The sequence below is a fragment of the Nostoc sp. genome, from assembly GCF_036919495.1.
In the GTDB taxonomy this organism is placed as follows: Bacteria; Cyanobacteriota; Cyanobacteriia; order Cyanobacteriales; family Nostocaceae; genus Nostoc.
Genome location: NZ_JBALBZ010000154.1, coordinates 14,841 through 34,303 on the forward strand (window position 1 = coordinate 14,841; position 19,463 = coordinate 34,303).

General features: G+C 41.4%; 14 protein-coding genes and 1 pseudogene. 6 read left to right on the plus strand and 9 right to left on the minus strand.

Going from position 1 to position 19,463, the window contains the following annotated elements; all coding sequences use genetic code 11:
• Positions 1–7: 7 nt before the first annotated feature.
• Positions 8–1,042 carry an Npun_R2821/Npun_R2822 family protein gene (locus V7K25_RS22230; RefSeq protein WP_335160627.1) on the plus strand — a complete coding sequence of 345 codons (1,035 nt, stop codon included), beginning with the start codon at positions 8–10 and terminating at the stop codon, positions 1,040–1,042.
• 202 nt (positions 1,043–1,244) lie between these two features.
• On the opposite strand, the gene V7K25_RS22235 is transcribed toward V7K25_RS22230, so the two are convergent.
• The 3 genes from V7K25_RS22235 to V7K25_RS22245 form a co-directional block, all read right to left on the minus strand.
• Positions 1,245–1,619: a hypothetical protein gene (locus tag V7K25_RS22235; RefSeq protein ID WP_335160629.1), complete on the minus strand. Its 375-nt coding sequence runs from the start codon at positions 1,617–1,619 to the stop codon at positions 1,245–1,247.
• A gap of 29 nt (positions 1,620–1,648) precedes the next feature.
• Positions 1,649–3,373, minus strand: coding sequence for an ABC1 kinase family protein (locus V7K25_RS22240; protein WP_335160631.1), 1,725 nt, complete (start codon positions 3,371–3,373; stop codon positions 1,649–1,651).
• A 773-nt stretch (positions 3,374–4,146) separates the two neighbouring features.
• Positions 4,147–6,789, minus strand: coding sequence for a M1 family metallopeptidase (locus V7K25_RS22245; protein ID WP_335160633.1), 2,643 nt, complete (start codon positions 6,787–6,789; stop codon positions 4,147–4,149).
• Positions 6,790–7,455: 666 nt separating this feature from the next.
• Between V7K25_RS22245 and V7K25_RS22250 the strand changes: the two genes are divergently transcribed.
• The 4 genes from V7K25_RS22250 (at position 7,456) to V7K25_RS22265 (ending at position 11,390) form a co-directional block, all read left to right on the plus strand.
• Positions 7,456–9,138, plus strand: coding sequence for a DUF3352 domain-containing protein (locus tag V7K25_RS22250; RefSeq protein WP_335160635.1), 1,683 nt, complete (start codon positions 7,456–7,458; stop codon positions 9,136–9,138).
• A 149-nt stretch (positions 9,139–9,287) separates the two neighbouring features.
• Positions 9,288–10,208: a class I SAM-dependent methyltransferase gene (locus V7K25_RS22255; protein WP_335160637.1), complete on the plus strand. Its 921-nt coding sequence runs from the start codon at positions 9,288–9,290 to the stop codon at positions 10,206–10,208.
• The gene (locus V7K25_RS22260; protein WP_335160639.1) at positions 10,201–11,196 is read left to right on the plus strand and encodes a PrsW family intramembrane metalloprotease; all 996 of its coding nucleotides are present in this window, start codon (positions 10,201–10,203) and stop codon (positions 11,194–11,196) included. The genes V7K25_RS22255 and V7K25_RS22260 overlap by 8 nt, the downstream gene beginning before the upstream one ends.
• A gap of 32 nt (positions 11,197–11,228) precedes the next feature.
• Positions 11,229–11,390: a hypothetical protein gene (locus V7K25_RS22265; RefSeq protein WP_335160641.1), complete on the plus strand. Its 162-nt coding sequence runs from the start codon at positions 11,229–11,231 to the stop codon at positions 11,388–11,390.
• 169 nt (positions 11,391–11,559) lie between these two features.
• Here V7K25_RS22265 and V7K25_RS22270 read toward each other — a convergent pair whose 3' ends face one another.
• Positions 11,560–12,432, minus strand: coding sequence for a 6-carboxytetrahydropterin synthase (locus V7K25_RS22270; RefSeq protein ID WP_335160643.1), 873 nt, complete (start codon positions 12,430–12,432; stop codon positions 11,560–11,562).
• 128 nt (positions 12,433–12,560) lie between these two features.
• On the opposite strand from V7K25_RS22270, the gene V7K25_RS22275 reads away from it, so the two are divergent.
• Positions 12,561–13,805, plus strand: coding sequence for a GTPase family protein (locus tag V7K25_RS22275; RefSeq protein WP_335160645.1), 1,245 nt, complete (start codon positions 12,561–12,563; stop codon positions 13,803–13,805).
• Here V7K25_RS22275 and V7K25_RS22280 read toward each other — a convergent pair.
• The 5 genes and pseudogenes from V7K25_RS22280 to V7K25_RS22300 form a co-directional block, all read right to left on the minus strand.
• Positions 13,799–14,503, minus strand: coding sequence for a J domain-containing protein (locus V7K25_RS22280; protein ID WP_335160647.1), 705 nt, complete (start codon positions 14,501–14,503; stop codon positions 13,799–13,801). The genes V7K25_RS22275 and V7K25_RS22280 overlap by 7 nt on opposite strands.
• A gap of 15 nt (positions 14,504–14,518) precedes the next feature.
• A complete protein-coding gene (cysK, locus tag V7K25_RS22285) occupies positions 14,519–15,481 on the minus strand; it encodes a cysteine synthase A (protein WP_335160649.1) in 963 nt (320 codons plus the stop codon).
• A 474-nt stretch (positions 15,482–15,955) separates the two neighbouring features.
• The gene (locus V7K25_RS22290; protein WP_335160651.1) at positions 15,956–17,674 is read right to left on the minus strand and encodes an iron uptake porin; all 1,719 of its coding nucleotides are present in this window, start codon (positions 17,672–17,674) and stop codon (positions 15,956–15,958) included.
• 659 nt (positions 17,675–18,333) lie between these two features.
• Positions 18,334–18,615, minus strand: a complete 282-nt coding sequence (locus V7K25_RS22295) for a 4a-hydroxytetrahydrobiopterin dehydratase (protein WP_335160653.1) — start codon at positions 18,613–18,615, stop codon at positions 18,334–18,336.
• 725 nt (positions 18,616–19,340) lie between these two features.
• Positions 19,341–19,463 (minus strand): annotated as a pseudogene (locus V7K25_RS22300) (photosystem II D2 protein (photosystem q(a) protein)); the annotation flags it as partial.

Sequence of the window (19,463 nt, forward strand, 5' to 3'; positions counted from 1 at the left end):
TATTCCAATGATTGATGGCATTTATATCCTAGCCAATGATGTCGTCTATGACCAATTAGTTGCGTTGCTCAATAGTATAGAAGCTAATGCTGGCAGGAAAATTCCTATTTGTATACTTCCATATAATGAGCGATTAGACAAGGTAAAGGCAGAGATTGCATCTAGAGATAATGTCAGCTTATTTGAAGACTCTAATTCCATTGCTTATTGGGATAACTTTGCCACTCAGATATGGAAAAATTACCCTAGAGCACAAAAAACTTGGCGAGAGTGGGGCTTTCCAGAACTCTATGAGCTACCAATGCACCGCAAATTTTGTGCTATTGATGGCCCATTTGATAGATTTATTTATTTTGATGCAGATACCTTGTTAATGGGGCCCGTAGATTACGTATATGAAAAATTAGATAGCTACGATTGGGTAGTCAATGATTTTCAATATAAATCTGACTTAAAATTTATTTTTGATGGCTCACCTGAGCAGATGCAGCAAGTTTTCAACTCAGACAACTTTCAATCTAAAGTATTTTGTGCTGGTTGGTTTGCAACTAAGAAAAATATTTTTTCTTCAGCAATAAGAGCCGACTTAATGAAAAAATTAATATCAGGTGAGGCAGGTGTCATGGCCTTTTTAGCGCCTGACCAATCTTTATTTAACTACATGGTGCTGAGAAGTGGAATTTCCTATTATAACTTTGCTTTTCATGACTGCAAACAGTCAACTGGTAATCACTGGAGTTCTCAATTTGATGTAGTAGATAACGTCCTTTACGACCAAGGGCGGCAGCTAACATATCTGCACTATATGAGCATAAGTTCATCAAACTTTACTCAAATTTGCGCTGGTGAAGATGTTAATATTCCATATCGAGATGTGTTTTTACATTATAGGTATTTAAAGTCTCCAGAACAAAGGCTCAAAACCTTTAAGCGTCAGAGTCCACTAATACGGCTGCAAAAGACTACTACAAGTTTTTTCAATCAAAAAGTCAATAATATTAAGCTAAACTATCGTAATTTCAAGGATAGAATTACTAAATAATTATGCTATCTCTTTACCAGAGATACTGGGGATGCAAATTTCAGAATTTGTACGTAATTTTAAGGCAATTAAATCTTGGATTTATAAAATTTTAGTACAAAATAACTATTCACCACTAGCTAATGATCTCATTTGTGGCGGAACATCATTGCTGGCGGTGAGAATTTAGGGTAATTTGGATGTTGGTGAAGCGTTATACTATCTAAGAAAAAGAATCTAAATCTAAAGATTGCATACCTTCGCGTTCTATAAAGGTCATCATACTTCCCAGTTGCAACCAAACTAATAAACAAGTAAATAGACTAATTGGTAAACCGACTCCTAAAGCCAAGGAAGTGGGAAAGCCAAATATTGCTAACCCTGAAGACAGAAATAGACAAGTACCGCCAGTTATACCGATAAATGGTACTAGTAATTGCTTGAGGGAGGAACGCGGTTTAGTATTTTCTGTACGCTCGCTTGGCCATTTCTGTACAATTACTTTCAAAGTGCCAGATAATGCGAAACCAGACGCTAATGCTGTCAAAAAACCAACAAGTAACAGAAAATAAGGCGGTTGCAGAGGAAAATAGTACATGAAAACTCCTGATTTATATTAAAGATTTTTTAATTTTTGTTTGTTGACTGATTCCCAGCAAAAGGCGCAAGAAATGTAGTTTTTGGTAGGATAGCAGCTGCGCCTTCCTTGGATAAGTTTGTTAAAATGCCGATCGCTACATTTAATAAACGATCTGGTTTTATGTCATCTTTAACCAGGTTCCACAGGCGTTGGACATCTTCGGTGTGGAGGCGGTCATCTTCGGTAAGAGCAAGCACCAGCTGTCGCCGCAGAAATTTGCCTTCTTCTGAAATTAAATATTGGAACCCCATCTGGGCTGTGGGTAATACATCAAAGTTGTTATCGGTACGAGCGATCGCAATCAAATTCTCTAATCGCTGCCACTGAAATTTACCATCTTTGAATAACACATTCAATAATCGTCGCCGTAATCCCGGCGATTCCCCTGTCAGCAAGCGCCGTGCTATATAGGGATAACCCACTTCAATAATTTTGAAATTCGGGTTGAGGCTAAGGGCAATACCTTCTTGAGTCACCAAGGAACGAATAATCAAAGCAAACTTCGCCGGGACTCGGAAAGGATATTCATACATCAATTCCGAGAATTCATCAGTAATAGTTTTGAAGTTAAAATCCTTGACATTTTTGCCAATGGCGTTTCCCAGCACCGCTTCCAATGCTGGCACAATCGGACAAATATTTGTGTCTGGAGTCAGAAATCCTAATTTTACAAAATCTTCGGCTAAGTCGGTGTAGTCTTTATTGACTAAATGCACTAGCGCATCCACCAGTGTTTCTTTGGTGGTTTCCTCCAACTGATCCATCATGCCGAAGTCAATATAAGCCATTCGACCATCGGGCACAGCAAACAAATTGCCGGGATGAGGATCAGCATGAAAGAAGCCGTATTCTAAAAGCTGTTGCAATCCCGATGTAACACCAATTTGGATAATCGCTTCTGGATCTAAACCTGCTTCGCGGATGCGTTTAGTATCTGTCAATTTGAAGCCGTCAATCCATTCCAGGGTTAAAACGTGGGTATTGGTGTAACGCCAGTAAATGCCTGGAACTCTAACTTGGGGGTCGTTGCGGAAGTTGCTAGCAAATTTTTCGGCGTTGCGCCCTTCATTTATATAGTCGATTTCTTCAAATAGCTTCGTGCCAAACTCGTCCACAATTAAAGTTAGGTCGTGACCGAGATTGAGTGGTAACCAAGGAGCTACCCAACTTGCCCCCCACCGCAATAGATAGAGGTCACGGGTGAGAGTCGGGCGTAAGTTAGGGCGTTGCACCTTCACTGCGACTTCTTCGCCACTGAGCAGACGACCACGGTATACTTGACCCAAGCTAGCTGCTGCTACTGGGCTAGGCGACAGTTCGCTAAAGCTTTCATGAATGGGACGGTCGAGTTCAGTTTCGATAATTTTGTAAGCGATCGCATTATCGAAAGGTGGTAACTGATCTTGTAACTTGATCAGTTCTTCTAGAAAATCCTTACGTATGAGGTCAGGCCTGGTAGAGAGGGCTTGACCAACTTTGATAAAAGTCGGGCCGAGGCGGGTGAGTAGTTCTCGCAACTGGATAGCTCGTTTACCCTTATTCTGCTCAACTTTATCTTGCCATTCGTCCCACTTGAGACTGAGTATAAATCCCGCAAAAGAGAAGATAATTCTCAGCAGTCGCCCCCATGCTAGCCAGGGACGGTAACTATAGTAGCGAGCGATCGCCTCTGGATTATAGAGTTTTAGCAGAGCAGGTTGATACTGACCCACGCCTTTATTTGCCTCTTCAACTGAAAAATTTACAATGATTGTTTTTCTCCTAACCCACAAGTTAGTTGCAAGTTCAGGATAGCGGTAGTCTTTTATCTAAAACAACTAGAACTCTACCCTTTTGGGATACTGTTCGCGGTGATTTTAGCTTATGTTACTGCCTAAGATTTGTTTATCTTTTTCTTAATTATACTTTATAAAACTACAACTACTTATCCAACTTTTAGATGATTTTATTTTTTCTTAACCATTATTTATAAAAATATAAATATCTACCTGTGTCTGATTATGCAAATTTAAATTCACTGCGATCATTAAGTAACTTTATTTACTAATAGTTAGATTGGAGTAGTAGTATTACTGTCTTAGATTTAATCTTCGTTACCAATCCCGCCTCGGAATAAATTCCTCTTGCTTATAGCTAAAGTCCTCTCAAGAAGACTAAAAACAAAATGTTCAGCGATGTAGAAGGCTGTCTTATAGCGGTTCTCAGTTGAGTACCCACCCCCAACCCCTTCTAAGAGCAAGCGAGGAGCTTGCTCTGATGTACCTCATTTAATTAGGAAAAGCTATGTGTAAAAGGTAAAATCTCAGTCCACTTGAGTGGACTTGAGCTATCAGCCTAGAACTTAAGCTCTGGGCTGGATATCAGATAAGCGCTACACTTTGACTTCATAAGATAATTATTTACAAGTGCTATAAATTTGGTAATTGGTACTGATTTTGTCACACTTACCAATTACCAATTAGCTACTTTTAACCATCATGTAATGCTATTTAGATTTTGCCTCCAAGTTTTCTAAACGGCTTCTCAAATCTTGATTTTGTTGTTTAAGCTGGTCGAAATCTTCACGCAATTGACGCAGGGTTTTTTCTGAACCAATATTCTTTTGCACTTTAGAAATTTCTTCTTCAGCATAGCGACGTACACGCCCATCGGCTGTTTGTTCAACTAGCGATCGCAAAATCCCCACTGCTTTAGGTGTTTCCATTTGTCCTAATGCTGCGGCTACCGCTACTTGTGTTAAAAAGAAGGTTTCTTTCGCTAGTTCTGTTAATTTTTCTAAAATTCGTTCCAAATTAACCGGACTTTGACCTACAGAAATCTTTCCTAAAGCGCGAATTGTGGCTAAACGTAGGGGTTGTGGTACACCGAGTTTGGTATATTCGATTAGCAAATTTAAAGCTGCTTCCGAGGTTTTGAATTCAGCTAAACCAGCAACTGCACCACTCCGCACGACTTCATTCCAACCCGCCTTTTCTTCTAAAACCGATTTCAGCAGCTTTAGTACCTTGTCTTCCTTGGGTTTATCTTCCAAGTTTGCAGAAGCGATCGCCCCGATCACACGAGAAGCTGCTGCTTCCACATAATAGCTAGGATCGCCCTTTTGTACTAACCCTCTCACAGCTTTATAGCTTTCAGCAGTTTTGATTTGAGCAAGTGCTTCCACTACAGCTCGTCGCACGTAAGCATTTTTATCTTTTAACCCAAGAACTAAGCCATCAAAGGCTTGGTCTAAATTGATTTGCGCTAGTTGTTTCGCCGCTTCCACACGTACACCCCACAATGGGTCATTTTTTAGCGACGTAGATAGTGCAATAGTAGCTTCTAATCCACCTTTTTTCGCCAAAGCTGCTGCTGCGTAAATACGTGAAATCGGATCGGGATCAAATTCTAACTGTGCTTTTAACTCTGATATTGGATACTCTAACGCTACTGTTTTCAAATAATTATTCTCAACATCAAAGCTGATAAATTGGGGCTTATTTTCTAGGGGGAAGTAGAAGCTTTGTTCACGTTCATTTACTCGCACTACAAACGTTTTTAGTTGTGAGTTAGGAGTTAGGAGGTTGGAATTATTTTTAACTCTTAACTGCTCAGTCCTAACTTCTTCCTGTTGGGTATAGCCAAAACCAATAGGTATTTTTAAATCAAACAAATCCTTACTGCCATTTTGACCTTCAGCAGCTTGGGTTTGAGTTACCGTAATTTTTGCTAATTTAGCATCTCCATCCCAAGAGTAAGCTACTTTAAAATCAGGATGACCACCACGAAAAACATATTGGTCAAAGAGGAATAAAAGATTATGTCCGGTAGCTTTTTCAATCGCCCTGAGTAAGTCTACTGTTTCTACGGTTTTGTGGGCATTATCTTGAACAAATGTTTGGATAGCCTGCCAAAACAACTCATCTCCTAATTGGGCCCGAATCATGTGATAAACACAAGACCCTTTTTCATAAATGTGGCGATCGTAAAGCTCAATAGCTTCCCGGTAAACATGTGTTACCATCGGGCGACGATAGCGACTGCTATCTTCACTTAAGTAACGACGAGCTTCTAATAAACGATAGTAAGCTGCTTCTTCTAGACTATATTCCTGTTCTGTCCACATCACCTCAGAATAGGAAGCCATTCCTTCTTTGATCCAAGCATGAGACCAATGCTTAATCACCACCAAATCACCAAACCACTGGTGCGCGAGTTCGTGGACGACTAAACTTTCAGTATTGCGGTTATCTAAAGCGGCGCGTTCATCCAGCAAGCATCTATCTGTTAATAGTGTTGTGGAGGTGTTTTCCATCCCGCCAAAGATGAAATCATCGACGCAAACCTGGGCGTATTTCGGGAAAGCATAAGGATAGCCATACTTTTGGCTCAAAAATTCGATCATGCGGGGAGTTTTGCCCATGCTGCGTTTAGCATCTTCCTCCCGTCCCTTTTCTACATAGTAGGTAACTGGTTTACCGTTCCACTCATCCTGAATTTCGGCAAAGTCACCTACTGCTAAAGTCATCAAGTAGGTAGGATGAACTTGTTGCTGTGACCAATGGTAGATTTTGTAATCACCATCTTCTGTAGTATTAATCAACTCGCCGTTGGAAATTGCCACGAGAGGGTTAGGGACACGAACCCGAATTTCTGAAGTAGACAATTGTCCTGGGTAGTCAAAGCAGGGGAACCAAAAGCGAGAGTCTTCGTCTTCACCTTGAGTCCAAACTTGAGTTGGCTTGTTTGGGTAGTGCTTGTCTGGTTGAATAAAGTAAAGACCGCGCTGCGGTTTTGCCACTGAATAGGCGATCGCAATCAGCAAGCGTTTACCGATTTGAGTCACCTCAGCAAGTTGGATGGAAAGCTGTTCCCCATCGTAGTCAAAATTTTGTGGCACTTCGTCCACTTGCACAGACTCGATATTCAGGTTGACAGCATCCAAAGTCAAACGGTTAATGCCATTACGGATTGGTAAGAGGCGAATGCTACAATTGCCCTGATAGCAAAGCTTTGGGATATCTAAGCTGAGATCGAGAAAAATATGCTCTACCTGTCCGGGGCGATCGGGGTTGTAGTGTGGTCTTGCTCCCGGTAACTCAAAAGGTTTGTGTACGTTGTTATCTGTATCAAAATAAGACTTCGACATTGATCCTTACTGACCTTGTAATCCTGAAAAGTCTGGCTTGGCTGGACGTAGTTAAGCAAAATAGCGGTGTCTAAAATATATTTCCCAAATCAACAGGGCATTATGGAGGTGAGAATTCCCTTTTGGGATTGGGGGATTAAAATTAATCTCACCCGAATTTCCGAAGGTCGGCTGGCGATCCTTGGACTTTTTTCCATATCCCTCCCGCATTTACTTTTACTGATGTTTTGCACTTTTTTGTCATCGAGTCAAGAGTCTCTTGCACCTCGATAACTTTTTATTAAGTACAAACACTCTTACTTACTAATTATTCTTATATAAGACTCCGATTTGATTTTTGAAAACATACTGAGACTGAAAAACTCGTTTATCAGGGTTTGATCTGAAATTTTGCTTACAAATCAGACAGGAGTCCTATAACTTAGGATAGCTTGCCTCTGTTGAGCAGGCTATTTCATTTGAAATGAACAGCATATCATTTGCCGATTCGCTCTCCATCTCGTGGAAGTATTTTTTAGAGTAATTCTTTTAGACTGTTAGCTTATAGGACTACTAATTTTATCAGTAAATACCGATCGATGAGCGGAAATTATTAATAAATCCGAAAACTCTACAGTGACACTTGTATAAATCTCGGTGACAATCTGAGCAAAAGAGGATAACAAAATGCCTGAAAGTAAATCCAAGTTTCTCATTCCTGCTGTTGGTGCTGCTGTACTTGCCGCAGGAGGTATAACAGCTTATACATATTTTAAATCCCCATTAGGAGCTAGCTCAGACGCTCTAGGCAGCGCTAAACTAGTACCTTCAACAGCATTGATGGCAACTTATATTACTACTGACTCTCAAGCCTGGGCAAAGTTACAGCAGTTTGGCACTCCAGAAGCACAAAAATTAGTGGCAAAAGGTCTGGCAAATTTCAATAAGCAAGTGTTCAGTGACAGTAACGTTTCTTATGAAAAAGACATAAAGCCTTGGGCTGGTGGTGTAATGATTGCTGTATTACCACCTAATTCTGTTAAACCGACGCAGTTTAAAGCATCTTTTCAAGCACCTAATACGCCAATCAATGTACAGCAGGAATCAAATATCTTGATAATAGTGGGAATCAAGGACAAACTCAGCGCCTTGAATTTTGCTAATAAATTAAAGTCACAAAAAGGAGTTAAGTTTAAAGAATCTGACTATAAAGGTCAAAAAATTATAGAAACTACAGAAAATAGCAAGCCAACATATAGCGTAGTTTTAAATAATAGTCACTTAGTATTAGCACCCGAAAAGCAAGCTGTAGAAAAAGCAATTGACACCTTTAAAGGAGAGTCTTCTTTTGCCAGTAAAGAAGGTGCAAGCAGCATCCTTAACAAAAGAATGGATGTCAAAAACAGCCTCGCCCAAATTTATATACCAGACTATGCCGACATGGTACAGCAATTAGCAGCCGGAAGCCCGCAGACAAAGCAGTTACCTCCACAAGCGCTGACACAACTTAAGCAGATAAAATCTGTGGTGGCGGGTGTTGGTGTTGATGATGCGGGAGTGCGGGTAAAAGCGATCGCTAATTTAGATCCGCAACTAAATAAATTTCAGTATCAATCAAGTCCTGGAAATATAGTTGGGCAATTTCCCACTAGTACTTTTGCTCTGATTAGTGGAAATGGTATCAGCCGTGGCTGGGAAACACTAGTAGAAGAGTCAAAAAATTATCCAGAAATGAAACAAGGTCTTGAACAGGTGCGGGGACAATTGAAATTTGTCAATATTGACCTGGATAAAGATATTTTTGGCTGGATGAATGGGGAATTTGCCTTTGGTGCAATTCCATCTAATCAAGGGGTGTTAACAAGTGTTGGTTTTGGAGGTGCTTTAGTATTTGATACTAGCGATCGCAAAACAGCCGAAGCCACCTTCACGAAATTGGATACCCTTGCCAAAAACTACCAAATCAACATCGGCAACAGAAATATCGGTGGGAAAGACGTAACTGAATGGCAAATCCCCAGGCAGGGAGCTTTATTGTCACATGGTTGGATCGATCAAGACACTGTATTTGTGGCTCTTGGTGGCCCAGTTGCTGAAGCTATCGGCGATCGCAAAAATCCATCTCTTGACAATAGCGATACCTTCAAAGCCGTCACGGGTTCTTTGCAAAAGCCCAACGGCGGCTATTTCTACCTGGATATGGACAAAACTCAAACTGTGCCCTTGATCAAGAGTTTAATCTCATCTGACGCCAATGCTATCACCATCTTGGGTTCCATTCGTGGTCTTGGTTTTACCGCCACTAGCCCTGATAAATCTACCAGTGAGTTGGAGATGTTGTTAGCTCTCAAGCCAAATACTGCAAAATAGGGCATTCAAAAGAGGCAGAGGGGCGGGGTACGGGGGCAGGAAATAATTCTCCCTTGCTTCTTCCACATTCCTACAATTCAATTTGCTTCTAGACTGGCGTCCAACAAGTATGTCATAAGTAGAAAAAGCTGTTAAATGCAAACTGATTTATGACCCTTGCTGTAAATACGACTCCTGGCTTCGCTTCCCGTTTGGTAAATGGCGTACTGGCAATCAAACCTTTAGCCGACCTAGCCAAACATCAAGCTAGACAAATGATGATTAAACGTGCCGAAAGAATTGGCGTACCTTGGACACAAGAAGTCGAAACACTACAGGCGCGTGATTGGAAGGCTGATCTAGCTCAAATAGAAAATCCTCAGCTTTCATACCCAGAATACTATTTGCGGTCATTCCATGCCTATGAAGGTGGAAACCTAAGTTGGAAAGCAGCTTGTGAGCTAGAAGTTGCTGCCCGTACTGTCCATGCCGGAATTTGGCAAGATGCTGGAGCAGAAGGAGATGCTAAACTGCGCCAAAGTTACCATGATATCCTCAAAGTGCAAATGCCCAATCAACCCCAAGACATCCTCGATGTGGCTTGTGGTGTGGGTTTGAGTACATTTACCATGCAAGAAGTTTATCCCCATGCCAAAATTACAGGCTTAGACTTATCTCCTTACTTTTTAGCCGTTGCCAATTACCGCGCTGGGCAACGTCAAGCTAAAATAAACTGGCTTCATGCCCAAGCTGAATCTACTGGGCTACCTGATGCTTCATTTGATTTAGTTTCCATTTTCCTGATGTGCCACGAATTACCCCAGTCAGCAACCAGACAGATTTTAACTGAAATGCGGCGCTTGCTGCGTCCGGGTGGCTACTTGGCAATCATGGATATGAATCCAAAATCTGAAGTTTACAAAAAAATGCCAGCTTACATTTTGACTTTGCTCAAAAGTACAGAACCGTATTTAGATGAATATTTTGGTTTGAACATTGAGCAAGCTATTGTTGAGGCAGGTTTCCAAACTCCCACTATCACTAACAATACCCACCGTCACTGCACAGCGATCGCTCAGGTGAGTGGTTGATTTTTCTTTACTGCTCTGGGCAGCAATACCACCTTTGCTACTGCTAGGCTACTACTACTGTCGAGTGCCATTTGCCCCACCTCTGTTAAAATTGCTGATGTTCTTTATCATCGGGGCAATATCTGGTATCTTAGCCCTTAGCCTCGAATGGATTTTTGAAATTGTAGTCAATAGGGTTGTAGACTGGCATCAGATCAAGGTATGTCTGCCGACAAGTCGATGCGCGTCTACGCTTCCTGGAATAGCGTTGCGGCAGCTTGTGGAAGTAGGCCCAATTGAAGAAGGCTGCAAGTTTGTAGCGGTTGTTGTCCCAACCTACTATTTGCAACGCAAGTATCGATTATTTGCATCTACCGTTTTCCTCTTCACCATAGCCGTTGCCCTTGGATTCACTGCCGAAGAGAATTGGATTTACCTTTTCCACGATACAGCGTCAATTCTAGACCGTATAATCGGTATGCCAGTCCACGCAATGTTCTCTGCACCTTGGGGATATGCTTTAGGAATCTATATTTCCTCCAACACTCGGTTAAATCGAGACAAAAAGTTCATTTTTAGGGCTTGGCTAAATTCTATAATCTGTCATGCCCTAGTTAATGTCTTATCTAGTGCTTGGCGTTACTCACTACCTTTAGGTTTCCTGAGTTATGGTTTATTCCCATTTCTCTTGTGGATGTTTTGGCGACTAGAACAATTACTGCGAAAAGTGCAAGGCAAACCCGCTATTACCCTGATTTCAGGCCATACACCCCAGCACCGTTACTGGCAAAGAAGTTTAGTGCTATTTATCCTCGCGCTGGGTGGAAATGCTATTTTTGGGCTGTTTCTCTTAGCCAGAATTCTTAGTCCCTTGAGTCCGTCGAAGCTTTTTGACAGTGATATTTTGTGGTTTATAATTAGTCGCTTTTTACTAAATCTCTTTTTCGGAGTTTTAGCCTGGGGCATTTATCGCTATTTGCGACATTCCGCTCGTCGTCGGTATTTTTAAAATATGATTTAGAAAAATGCTAGGGCGTTTCTATGCAAACAACTCCAGCGCGTTGGACGACTGCTGATTTAGAACTATTTGCTGGCGATTCTCGTTCCGAGACACTTCGTGAACGCAAAAATCATTATGATATTATTGAATGTTGGGTTTTGTTCCTCAACCCAACCTACACATTTCAAGGTTTTTGGCGCTAACCCAACCGTATTGACTTTTAACCTGCAAAGACACAGAAAGAAGAAATAAATGTTACAAGTCATTTTAAAAGGACTAATTTTAATAATTACGAATTACGTTAGCGAGTCCGCGAGCGTCATTACGAATTACAAATTATTAAAAATGCCCTATGCCTAAATTTTTACTTACCTAAATCCTTGCTAATACTGGCTGACTCGCGGCTGCGCTAACTGAATTTGATTCAGATTCAGTACAGTAAATTTCACAGGAGTTATTGGGACTTTCAATCAGTTTTACTTTGTAAAGTTTAGCTCCCAATTCTTGAATAGGCGATCGCAGTAAATTACTAATATAAAGTGCAATATTCTCAGCAGTGGGAACAACTTCAACAAAGTAGGGAATATCTTTGTTTAAAAAGGTGTGATCGAATGGTTCAACCACATAATTTTCTATTACTTGATTCAAAGCACCTAAATCAACAATCATCCCTGTCCGTGGATCAATTTCCCCTTTCACAGTGACTTCTAAATGATAGTTGTGTCCGTGACCGTGGGGACGAGCGCACTTACCATAAACAAGCGTGTTTTCTTCGTTACTGAGCTTAGGATGAGCTAGCCGATGGGCGGCGCTAAAGTGAGTACTGATGGTGAGGTAGGCTTCCATTGCGTTTCCCATATAATCTGCCCAAAGTTCAGGATGTTCAAATAACTGCACACGGACTAAAGGCAAGTGTGGTGCTAGTCGCTGCCAAATAATCCGTGCAATATTCTCAGTGGTGGGCAGAGTTTGTTGAAATTCTGCCCACGCATCGTTGAGATAAGAGAAGTCTAATTGACTGGTAACTTCCCGTTTAATTACGTGTTTCACATCAGACAAGTTCAATACCATGCCATATTCATCCAATTCTCCAGCTAGGGAGATGAATAAGACATAATTATGTCCGTGTCCCGGAAATCTAGAGCAAGCACCAAATTTCTCAATATTCTCAGCTTCACTCAGTTCTGGCAACCAATAACGATGACTTGCCGAAAACTGGGCGCGGCGGTTAACAATACATTGCATGAGTACACTATGAGCAGAATTTAAAATTTCTTAATCTTTTTCTGCTTCCAGCATAAACTAATTCCTCTGTCAGTGGTTATGGGAATAATATACGAAGAAAAATACTCGTCAAACTTGGAGTTTGAAAGATGACTGCTTTTCAAGAGAATAACGAGACGCTAAGTCGTAATGAATATCTGGCAACAGAACTCCTAAAGATTGTGAACTCACTTCCTGGATTTTTCCCATTAAAGAACGAACTTCAAGAAAAATTGGACAATTTACGTTCTGTTCTCCAAGGGCTACGTCCACCACGAGTTATGGTAATTGGTCGTTCTAGATCCGGTAAATCATCCCTAATTAATGCCATTTGTGGTTTAAGGGTTACAGAGGTCAATGATAGAGAACCACAGCAAGGCAAGGCTGAATGGAAGCGTTATTATCACAATGGCAGTGATTTACTCCATATTCTAGACACCAGAGGTTTACAGGAGTGTCAACCACCAAAGCAATATGATTCAGCTAAAACGCCTTATGAAAGCATCATGCAAGCTGTCACAAAAGATTGCCCAGATGTCATTCTCTTTGTGTGCAAAGCAACAGAAGTTCATTGTGCTACTCACCACGACCTTGATGAGTGTGAATTAATCGTAGGAGAAATCAAGAAATTATACCAGCGAGATATACCTGTGATTGGAGTTTTGACAAAGTGTGATGAATTAGCACCTCCAAAAGTTCCTCTACCAACAGACAATGAAAGGAAAAATCGCAATGTTCAAGAGCAAGTTAAAAGTTTTTTGGCTTTTTTGAGAGCAAGAGAAGGATTAAGCAAATCTGTAAAAGATGTTATTCCTACTGTTGCATACGCTGAATACGAAGATGGGAAAAATGGCTTGATTCTCCCAGATGAAGATTATAGGTGGAATATCACTGAACTAGTGGAAACAATGATCAGATATACGCCAAGCGAGATACGCGGCTCATTAGCACGAATGGCGCATATTGAAAAGTTTCAACTCCATGTTGCTAGGACAGTTGTTACAGCTTGTACTGCTTTGTGTGGTTTTGTTTCTATCAATCCGATTCCAGGTGCAGCAATACCAGTAGTGGGTACTATTCAGACTTTTATGGTTATGTATATTGGCTGGCTGAGTGGACGGGAGTTTTCTGATCAAACCGTCAAAGACTTTTTTGTAAATGCGGGAATAGGTGTTGGAGTAAATGCTGGCATGATCTACATTGCTGATATTGCCTTAAAATTTGTACCTGGTTTTGGTAGCTTGCTGGCAGCTGGGGCTGGTGCGATCGCTACACAAGGTTTAGGAGATGCAGCTATTGTATATTTTTCAAATTACCAGAGGCAAAAAATACAGCCTCCTAAACTAAACTATTGATTAACTGAAACTTGTGCCTCACAGTGTAACCTCGTAGCTATGCGGAATAGTTCATGACCTGTGTGTAAATAACGCTCATCGTAGTTCAAAGGAAAATAACCTAATTCATCGAGTCCATCTCCTACTTGATCGAGGCTGTAGTAAAGGTGAGCAGCTGTTCTTGCTAAACTAGGGGGATTCGGTAGGGAGCGAAAAGTAATTTGTGCCTGCTTGAGGTCATCTCGACAGGTTTTTAAGTATTCCTGAAATTCATCTAACAATTCATCATCAAAGGGATCAGCAGCTAATTGCTCCATTTGTTCTTCTAAGGAATAAAGAATGGTGCAAAGCAAGCGATTTACTGGTTGGTAAACTTGGCGCAGCCATTCTTCAACTTGCTCGTCAACATCGCGTCCAGTTTTTCGTATTGTCTGGTAATGCTTTTGTGCTGATGCTGTACGCTGTTGGCGATCGCTATTTAATTTTTGAGAGTCATCTTGCAGTTGTTTGTCATAATCGCGGCGATTTTGGTTGTCGCCTAATACTTCATAAGCTGCATTGATGCGAATTATCTGCTCTTGATCGGCACTTTCCTGATTGCTGTCAGGATGAAACAACTTAACCAAGCGGCGATAAGCTTGCTTAATCTCCGCTTGGCTGGCACTTGGACTAACTTTGAGAGTTTCGTAATGGTTAGAAACGTGCTTAGAATTGACCATTAATTCAATTTATCGTTAGCTGATGCTAGCGGCTAACCTTGTTTCCAGGTCTTGGAACAACGGTGTACTCAAATACCTCTCACCAAAACTGGGCTGAATCATCACAATTAAACGTCCCTCATTTTCTTGACGTTGGGCAACGCGAATTGCTGCACATAAAGCTGCTCCACTGGAAATGCCAGATAGTAGCCCTTCTTCTTTTGCCAAACGCCGACTATAAGCGATCGCTTCTTCATCGGTGACGGTAATCACTTCATCAATCAATTTTATCTTGAGAACTTGGGGAATGAACCCAGCCCCAATTCCTTGAATTTTGTGTGGCCCTGGTCGCCCCCCAGATAAAATTGGGCTATTGGCTGGTTCAACTGCGATCGCCTTAAAACTAGGCTTGCGTGCTTTAATCACTTCTGCTACACCAGTGATCGTACCACCTGTACCCACCCCTGCTACGATCATATCTACTTGTCCATCAGTATCTTCCCAAATTTCTTCTGCTGTAGTTTCCCGATGTACTTTTGCATTAGCTGGATTGCGGAACTGCTGCAACATATAAGCATTTGGCATAGTATTGACCATTTGTTGTGCCCGCCCAATTGCCCCACTCATACCTTCCATCCCTGGCGTTAGTTCCAGTTCTGCTCCATAGGCCCGCAACATTGCCCGGCGCTCTGCACTCATTGTCTCTGGCATTGTCAAAATTAACCGATAACCCTTAGCTGCTGCTGCCATTGCTAGGGCAATTCCTGTGTTTCCAGAGGTAGGTTCTACCAATACTGTCTTCCCAGGAGTAATCAGCCCTTCTTCTTCGGCGGCGTTAATCATACTCACCCCAATCCGATCTTTGACTGATGCCGATGGGTTCATACTTTCCAATTTCGCCACAATTTTTGCAACACATCCTTCTGTTTGGGGAATGCAGTTCAACTGCACTAGGGGTGTACGACCAACCAGTTCTGTAATGTTACGAGCAATTCGCATAATTTAGCCCTTAGTTATTAGTCAATAGTCATTTGTTATTAATCCTGTTCGGCTTTATCGTTCCCGTTAGATTTTTTATTTAATCCCTTCTCCCAAGGGGAGACGCTGCGCGAACGGGTGACGCTCGTACCTGGCTAACAGCAGGCGCTCATGGGGGAAACCCCCTTCTCTACGAGACGCTCCATGAAGGCGCTAGCTCTCCCTTTGGGAGAAGACCAGGCTGCTTCACCAAAATTCAAAATTTCTCTTGAAAAGTTCTGTTCGCCAAAAAGCGACGCTTATACTTTCCCCAAAATCTAAAACTGGCAGAGTTAGAAGTTTTTAATTCTTAACTCAGAACTTTTAACTCACCACTCCTAACTTTTATAGTATACTCCGGTTAATTGCTGGGGTTTATTGCTACTACCAACAACAAAAAGCCCCACCTAATGGCGGGGAGGAATAAAGTTAAATTATTGGCAGATTGTCAATACTCTAGAAGGTGAAAGTTGTTCTAAGCGTACCGATAATTGCATCATCGTTAGCGCTATTTTGACCAGGAGAAGTCAAGTAAATTACACCAGGAGTAATTGAGACGTTATCTGACACGCGATACTTATAGAAGCCTTCAAAGTGATATGGTATATCATTGTTACCACCAAAACCTGGCCGGTTAAACGAATAAGGTTCTGCACCAGCAAAAAGACCCAAGACGTTACCCTTTTTACCAAAATCAGGTAATGCTACCCCTAAACCGTAGCTCCAAGCTTGATAATCATCATTTGCACCAAAGCCCGTGACATCGTGGTAAGAGACAAAGCCACTAACTGACAGCTTGTCGCTAGGTCTAAACGCAGCCTCCACACCATAAGAATTGCTCTCACCTGCGTTTAGTAGAGTGTTAGCTTGTCGGGTACCTACTGCAACAGAAGATCCAAAACCGTTGTTTACGTTTGATGAAGTACCTGAGTTAAACAAGAAATTGCCTGCGGTATTATATCCGTGGACATAAGTAGCCGCTAAAGCCAAGCGATCGCCAACACTAAAGTTCAACTGTCCTAAAGCAGCGTAGTCGCCGTTGGTTAGACCTGAACTCAGACCAGGATTATTAGCATTAGATGCCAAGTAACCCGCAGTGATTGAGCTATTTCCTAGAATCCCCTGACCTTTACCAAGGGGTAGATTGAGCGCTATACCTGCACCACCACCAATGCGATAGATAGGACTTTCAGAAGCCAAGGTAGATAAAGCGCCGTTACCACCATCAGTTTGATCGAAAAAGTAAGGATTATTAACGGATGCATAATGGCTGTGTCGTCCACCACTAGCTGCTAAGTAAACGTTGGCTGGGCCTATAGGAACTTCATAAGTCAAACGATCTATATTGACACTGTTGTTACCATTGGCATTACCAACTTGAAACGTTTGTGTACCTTCAGCACCAACATTAAGATCAGATTGTGTAAAGGCTGTTGCATTACCTGCTGCAAGACGGGTATGTAAAATGTCTCTACCAGTGAAGCTGGTTTGCAAGTCTAAACGTACCCGATCTTGGAAGACAGTATTGTTGTTGTCGCCGGTGTTACCCCCAAACACATCACTAACGCCAAAAATCGCTTCGCCAACTAGTTTGGTGGTAGTGGAGAACTGATTAGCTTCTAATTCAGCAGTCCGCGCTTCTAAAGAATCTACTCGGCCGCGTAGGGTTGCTAATTCTGCCGAAAATTCTTCTTGTAACCGTTGTAAAGTAGCTAAATCTTGTTTTGTAACTAAGTCAGCTGTTGCTGTGGCAATTAATTCGTTAACCCGATCCAAACAGGCATTCAAACCTGCGGCAAATTCATAACGGGTCAAAGCACGATTACCGCGATAAGTAGCATTTGGGTAACCTGCAATACAACCATAACGCTCAACCAAGGACTGCAATGCTTGGAATGCCCAGTCGGTGGGTTGTACATCGGAAAATTGAGAAACCGATGTTACTTGAGACTGAGAATTATTTTGGTTGCCTTCGTTGCTGTAGCGATTAACTTGATCAATGGTTGTTTGAGCCAATATTTCTGGCTGTTGGTTAACTTCAGTTACACCTGGTTGTGCGGCTGGTGATATAACAGTTGTTTTGTTTGGAGCCGCCATTGCTGTTGCCGAAACTAACAATGTTGCTCCTAAAACTGCTGGGCTAACCACTAAGGATTTCCACAATATACTAGACATCTTCTCTTTACTCCTCACACCTTGTTTAGATAATTGGTTTCGTTGCACCTAATTCTCAGAAATGCGACATCTCATTGAAACCTGTGGATGAGGCATAGTTGCCACTACTACAATTTTAGTTTTTGCAAAGCTAATAAACGATTAACTTAGGGTTAAAAACTTATCTGATTAACTTATGCAAAAACATATCTTTATATCATAACATTATAAAACATCGGATCTAGATGACAAGATTAGAGTGATCGCCTTAAGAACTGTCACACATAATTATCTAAATATCTAAGCAGGGAGTAAACTTTAGGGCATTCACTGGCTATGTAGGCTAAATTGCTCCAAGCTTAGACACTTAGCAGTTGTGAGTAAAAATTCCTTCTTGCACTTAGACCTACTGAAATTCGCATACCAATGAAAACATACTGACTAAGCTATACAAATTTAGGCAAAGCCTTTATGCGGGTTACCTTTATACGGGTTAGTTTTAGTTTATCTATCTGCTATTGCGATCGCAAACACCAGTTTATGAATCAAGAGTTTGAAACCAGCGCACTCCAAACCAAAAGCTGTACTTCTAATCTTAAAGCTTGCTACACCCTGCGTCTCCCGTCACTATGACTTCCAGTTAACTACTTAAAGATGTCAGAATGATCAGAATAAATTACTTAGTTAATTTGGGAAATCGCCTGCGCTAAATCAAAGTCAGCCTGCGTCAGCCCACCTGCATCATGTGTTGTGAGTGCAATCTTCACTTTGTTATAGGAAATCTCTAAATCTGGATGATGTCCTGCTGATTCCGCAGGCTCCACCAGCTTATTGACAAACTCAATTGCTTGGATAAAATCCTTGAATGTGCGGGTAATCTCTAAGTTGGAGCCTTTAACAGTCCAACCGGACAGAACCTTTGCACTTTCTTTAATTTCCGCCTCAGTGAGTAGTTGTGCCATATCTAAAAATTCCTAGTTGTATGTATTATTTGGGCCGCATGATATATTTCATTAGATAAAATCCCTTTTATTCTCCATAGAACAACGATGCGAGGATCAACTAGAGCATAATGCATGTGTGTATTTTAAATCAGACTTAAATGAATACACCCTATTGCTCACATCTAGTCAGAACCCAAGGCTTGATGCAAGATATTTTTATTTTTAATCAAAGTTGAAAAAGTTACCCACAAAAAACTATCCGCTCTGAGTTAGATCAGATAATCTATCTCAGAGCGGTCTAGCGGGTCTTCAGGTTGCAACCAGACTGCCGGAAGGAACTCCGAGCTTGCCTAGCTACTTGAGCTAACTTAGTATCTCAAAGATAACTAAGGCTAACTTTTAGAGAACAGCCCCGGCACACAGCCGGCTAACTGCAACCTGATGACCCATGCATTTACTACTTTCTATCATGGGCATCACCTCCTTGTTGCCTAAGCGGTCTTAGTCTCAAAAGGGCAGAGCATTTGCTCCGGGCTTATAACCTTCATCTAAGATAACACATAAATTTAGAGATATTAACGATATATAAAAAATAAAAAAATCTCCCATCAAAAGGTGGGAGATGACTGGAGAATGGGGAATATTGACACTTTATTGGCTTATGCAATAGAGATTATTTAATCTAGTTAGTGTCAATTTTCGGCAACCACAACCATGACTTAAGTCATGGTCAGCTTTCAATATTAGAGAGCGTTACCGCGAGGTAGAACTTCCTCAGGGAATACAAATTGTTCGTGGGGTTGATCTTGAGGAGCCATCCAAGCGCGGATACCCTCGTTCAGCAAAATGTTTTTGGTATAGAAGGT

What these genes read in the sequence shown, in the direction of transcription:
- V7K25_RS22255 (WP_335160637.1), top strand. Translation starts at nt 9,288, where the DNA reads ATGACCCTTGCTGTAAATACGACTCCTGGCTTCGCTTCCCGTTTGGTA.
- V7K25_RS22290 (WP_335160651.1), bottom strand. Translation starts at nt 17,674, where the DNA reads ATGTCTAGTATATTGTGGAAATCCTTAGTGGTTAGCCCAGCAGTTTTA.
- cysK (WP_335160649.1), bottom strand. Translation starts at nt 15,481, where the DNA reads ATGCGAATTGCTCGTAACATTACAGAACTGGTTGGTCGTACACCCCTA.
- V7K25_RS22230 (WP_335160627.1), top strand. Translation starts at nt 8, where the DNA reads ATGATTGATGGCATTTATATCCTAGCCAATGATGTCGTCTATGACCAA.
- V7K25_RS22295 (WP_335160653.1), bottom strand. Translation starts at nt 18,615, where the DNA reads ATGGCACAACTACTCACTGAGGCGGAAATTAAAGAAAGTGCAAAGGTT.
- V7K25_RS22250 (WP_335160635.1), top strand. Translation starts at nt 7,456, where the DNA reads ATGCCTGAAAGTAAATCCAAGTTTCTCATTCCTGCTGTTGGTGCTGCT.
- V7K25_RS22275 (WP_335160645.1), top strand. Translation starts at nt 12,561, where the DNA reads ATGACTGCTTTTCAAGAGAATAACGAGACGCTAAGTCGTAATGAATAT.
- V7K25_RS22265 (WP_335160641.1), top strand. Translation starts at nt 11,229, where the DNA reads ATGCAAACAACTCCAGCGCGTTGGACGACTGCTGATTTAGAACTATTT.
- V7K25_RS22245 (WP_335160633.1), bottom strand. Translation starts at nt 6,789, where the DNA reads ATGTCGAAGTCTTATTTTGATACAGATAACAACGTACACAAACCTTTT.
- V7K25_RS22270 (WP_335160643.1), bottom strand. Translation starts at nt 12,432, where the DNA reads ATGCAATGTATTGTTAACCGCCGCGCCCAGTTTTCGGCAAGTCATCGT.
- V7K25_RS22235 (WP_335160629.1), bottom strand. Translation starts at nt 1,619, where the DNA reads ATGTACTATTTTCCTCTGCAACCGCCTTATTTTCTGTTACTTGTTGGT.
- V7K25_RS22280 (WP_335160647.1), bottom strand. Translation starts at nt 14,503, where the DNA reads ATGGTCAATTCTAAGCACGTTTCTAACCATTACGAAACTCTCAAAGTT.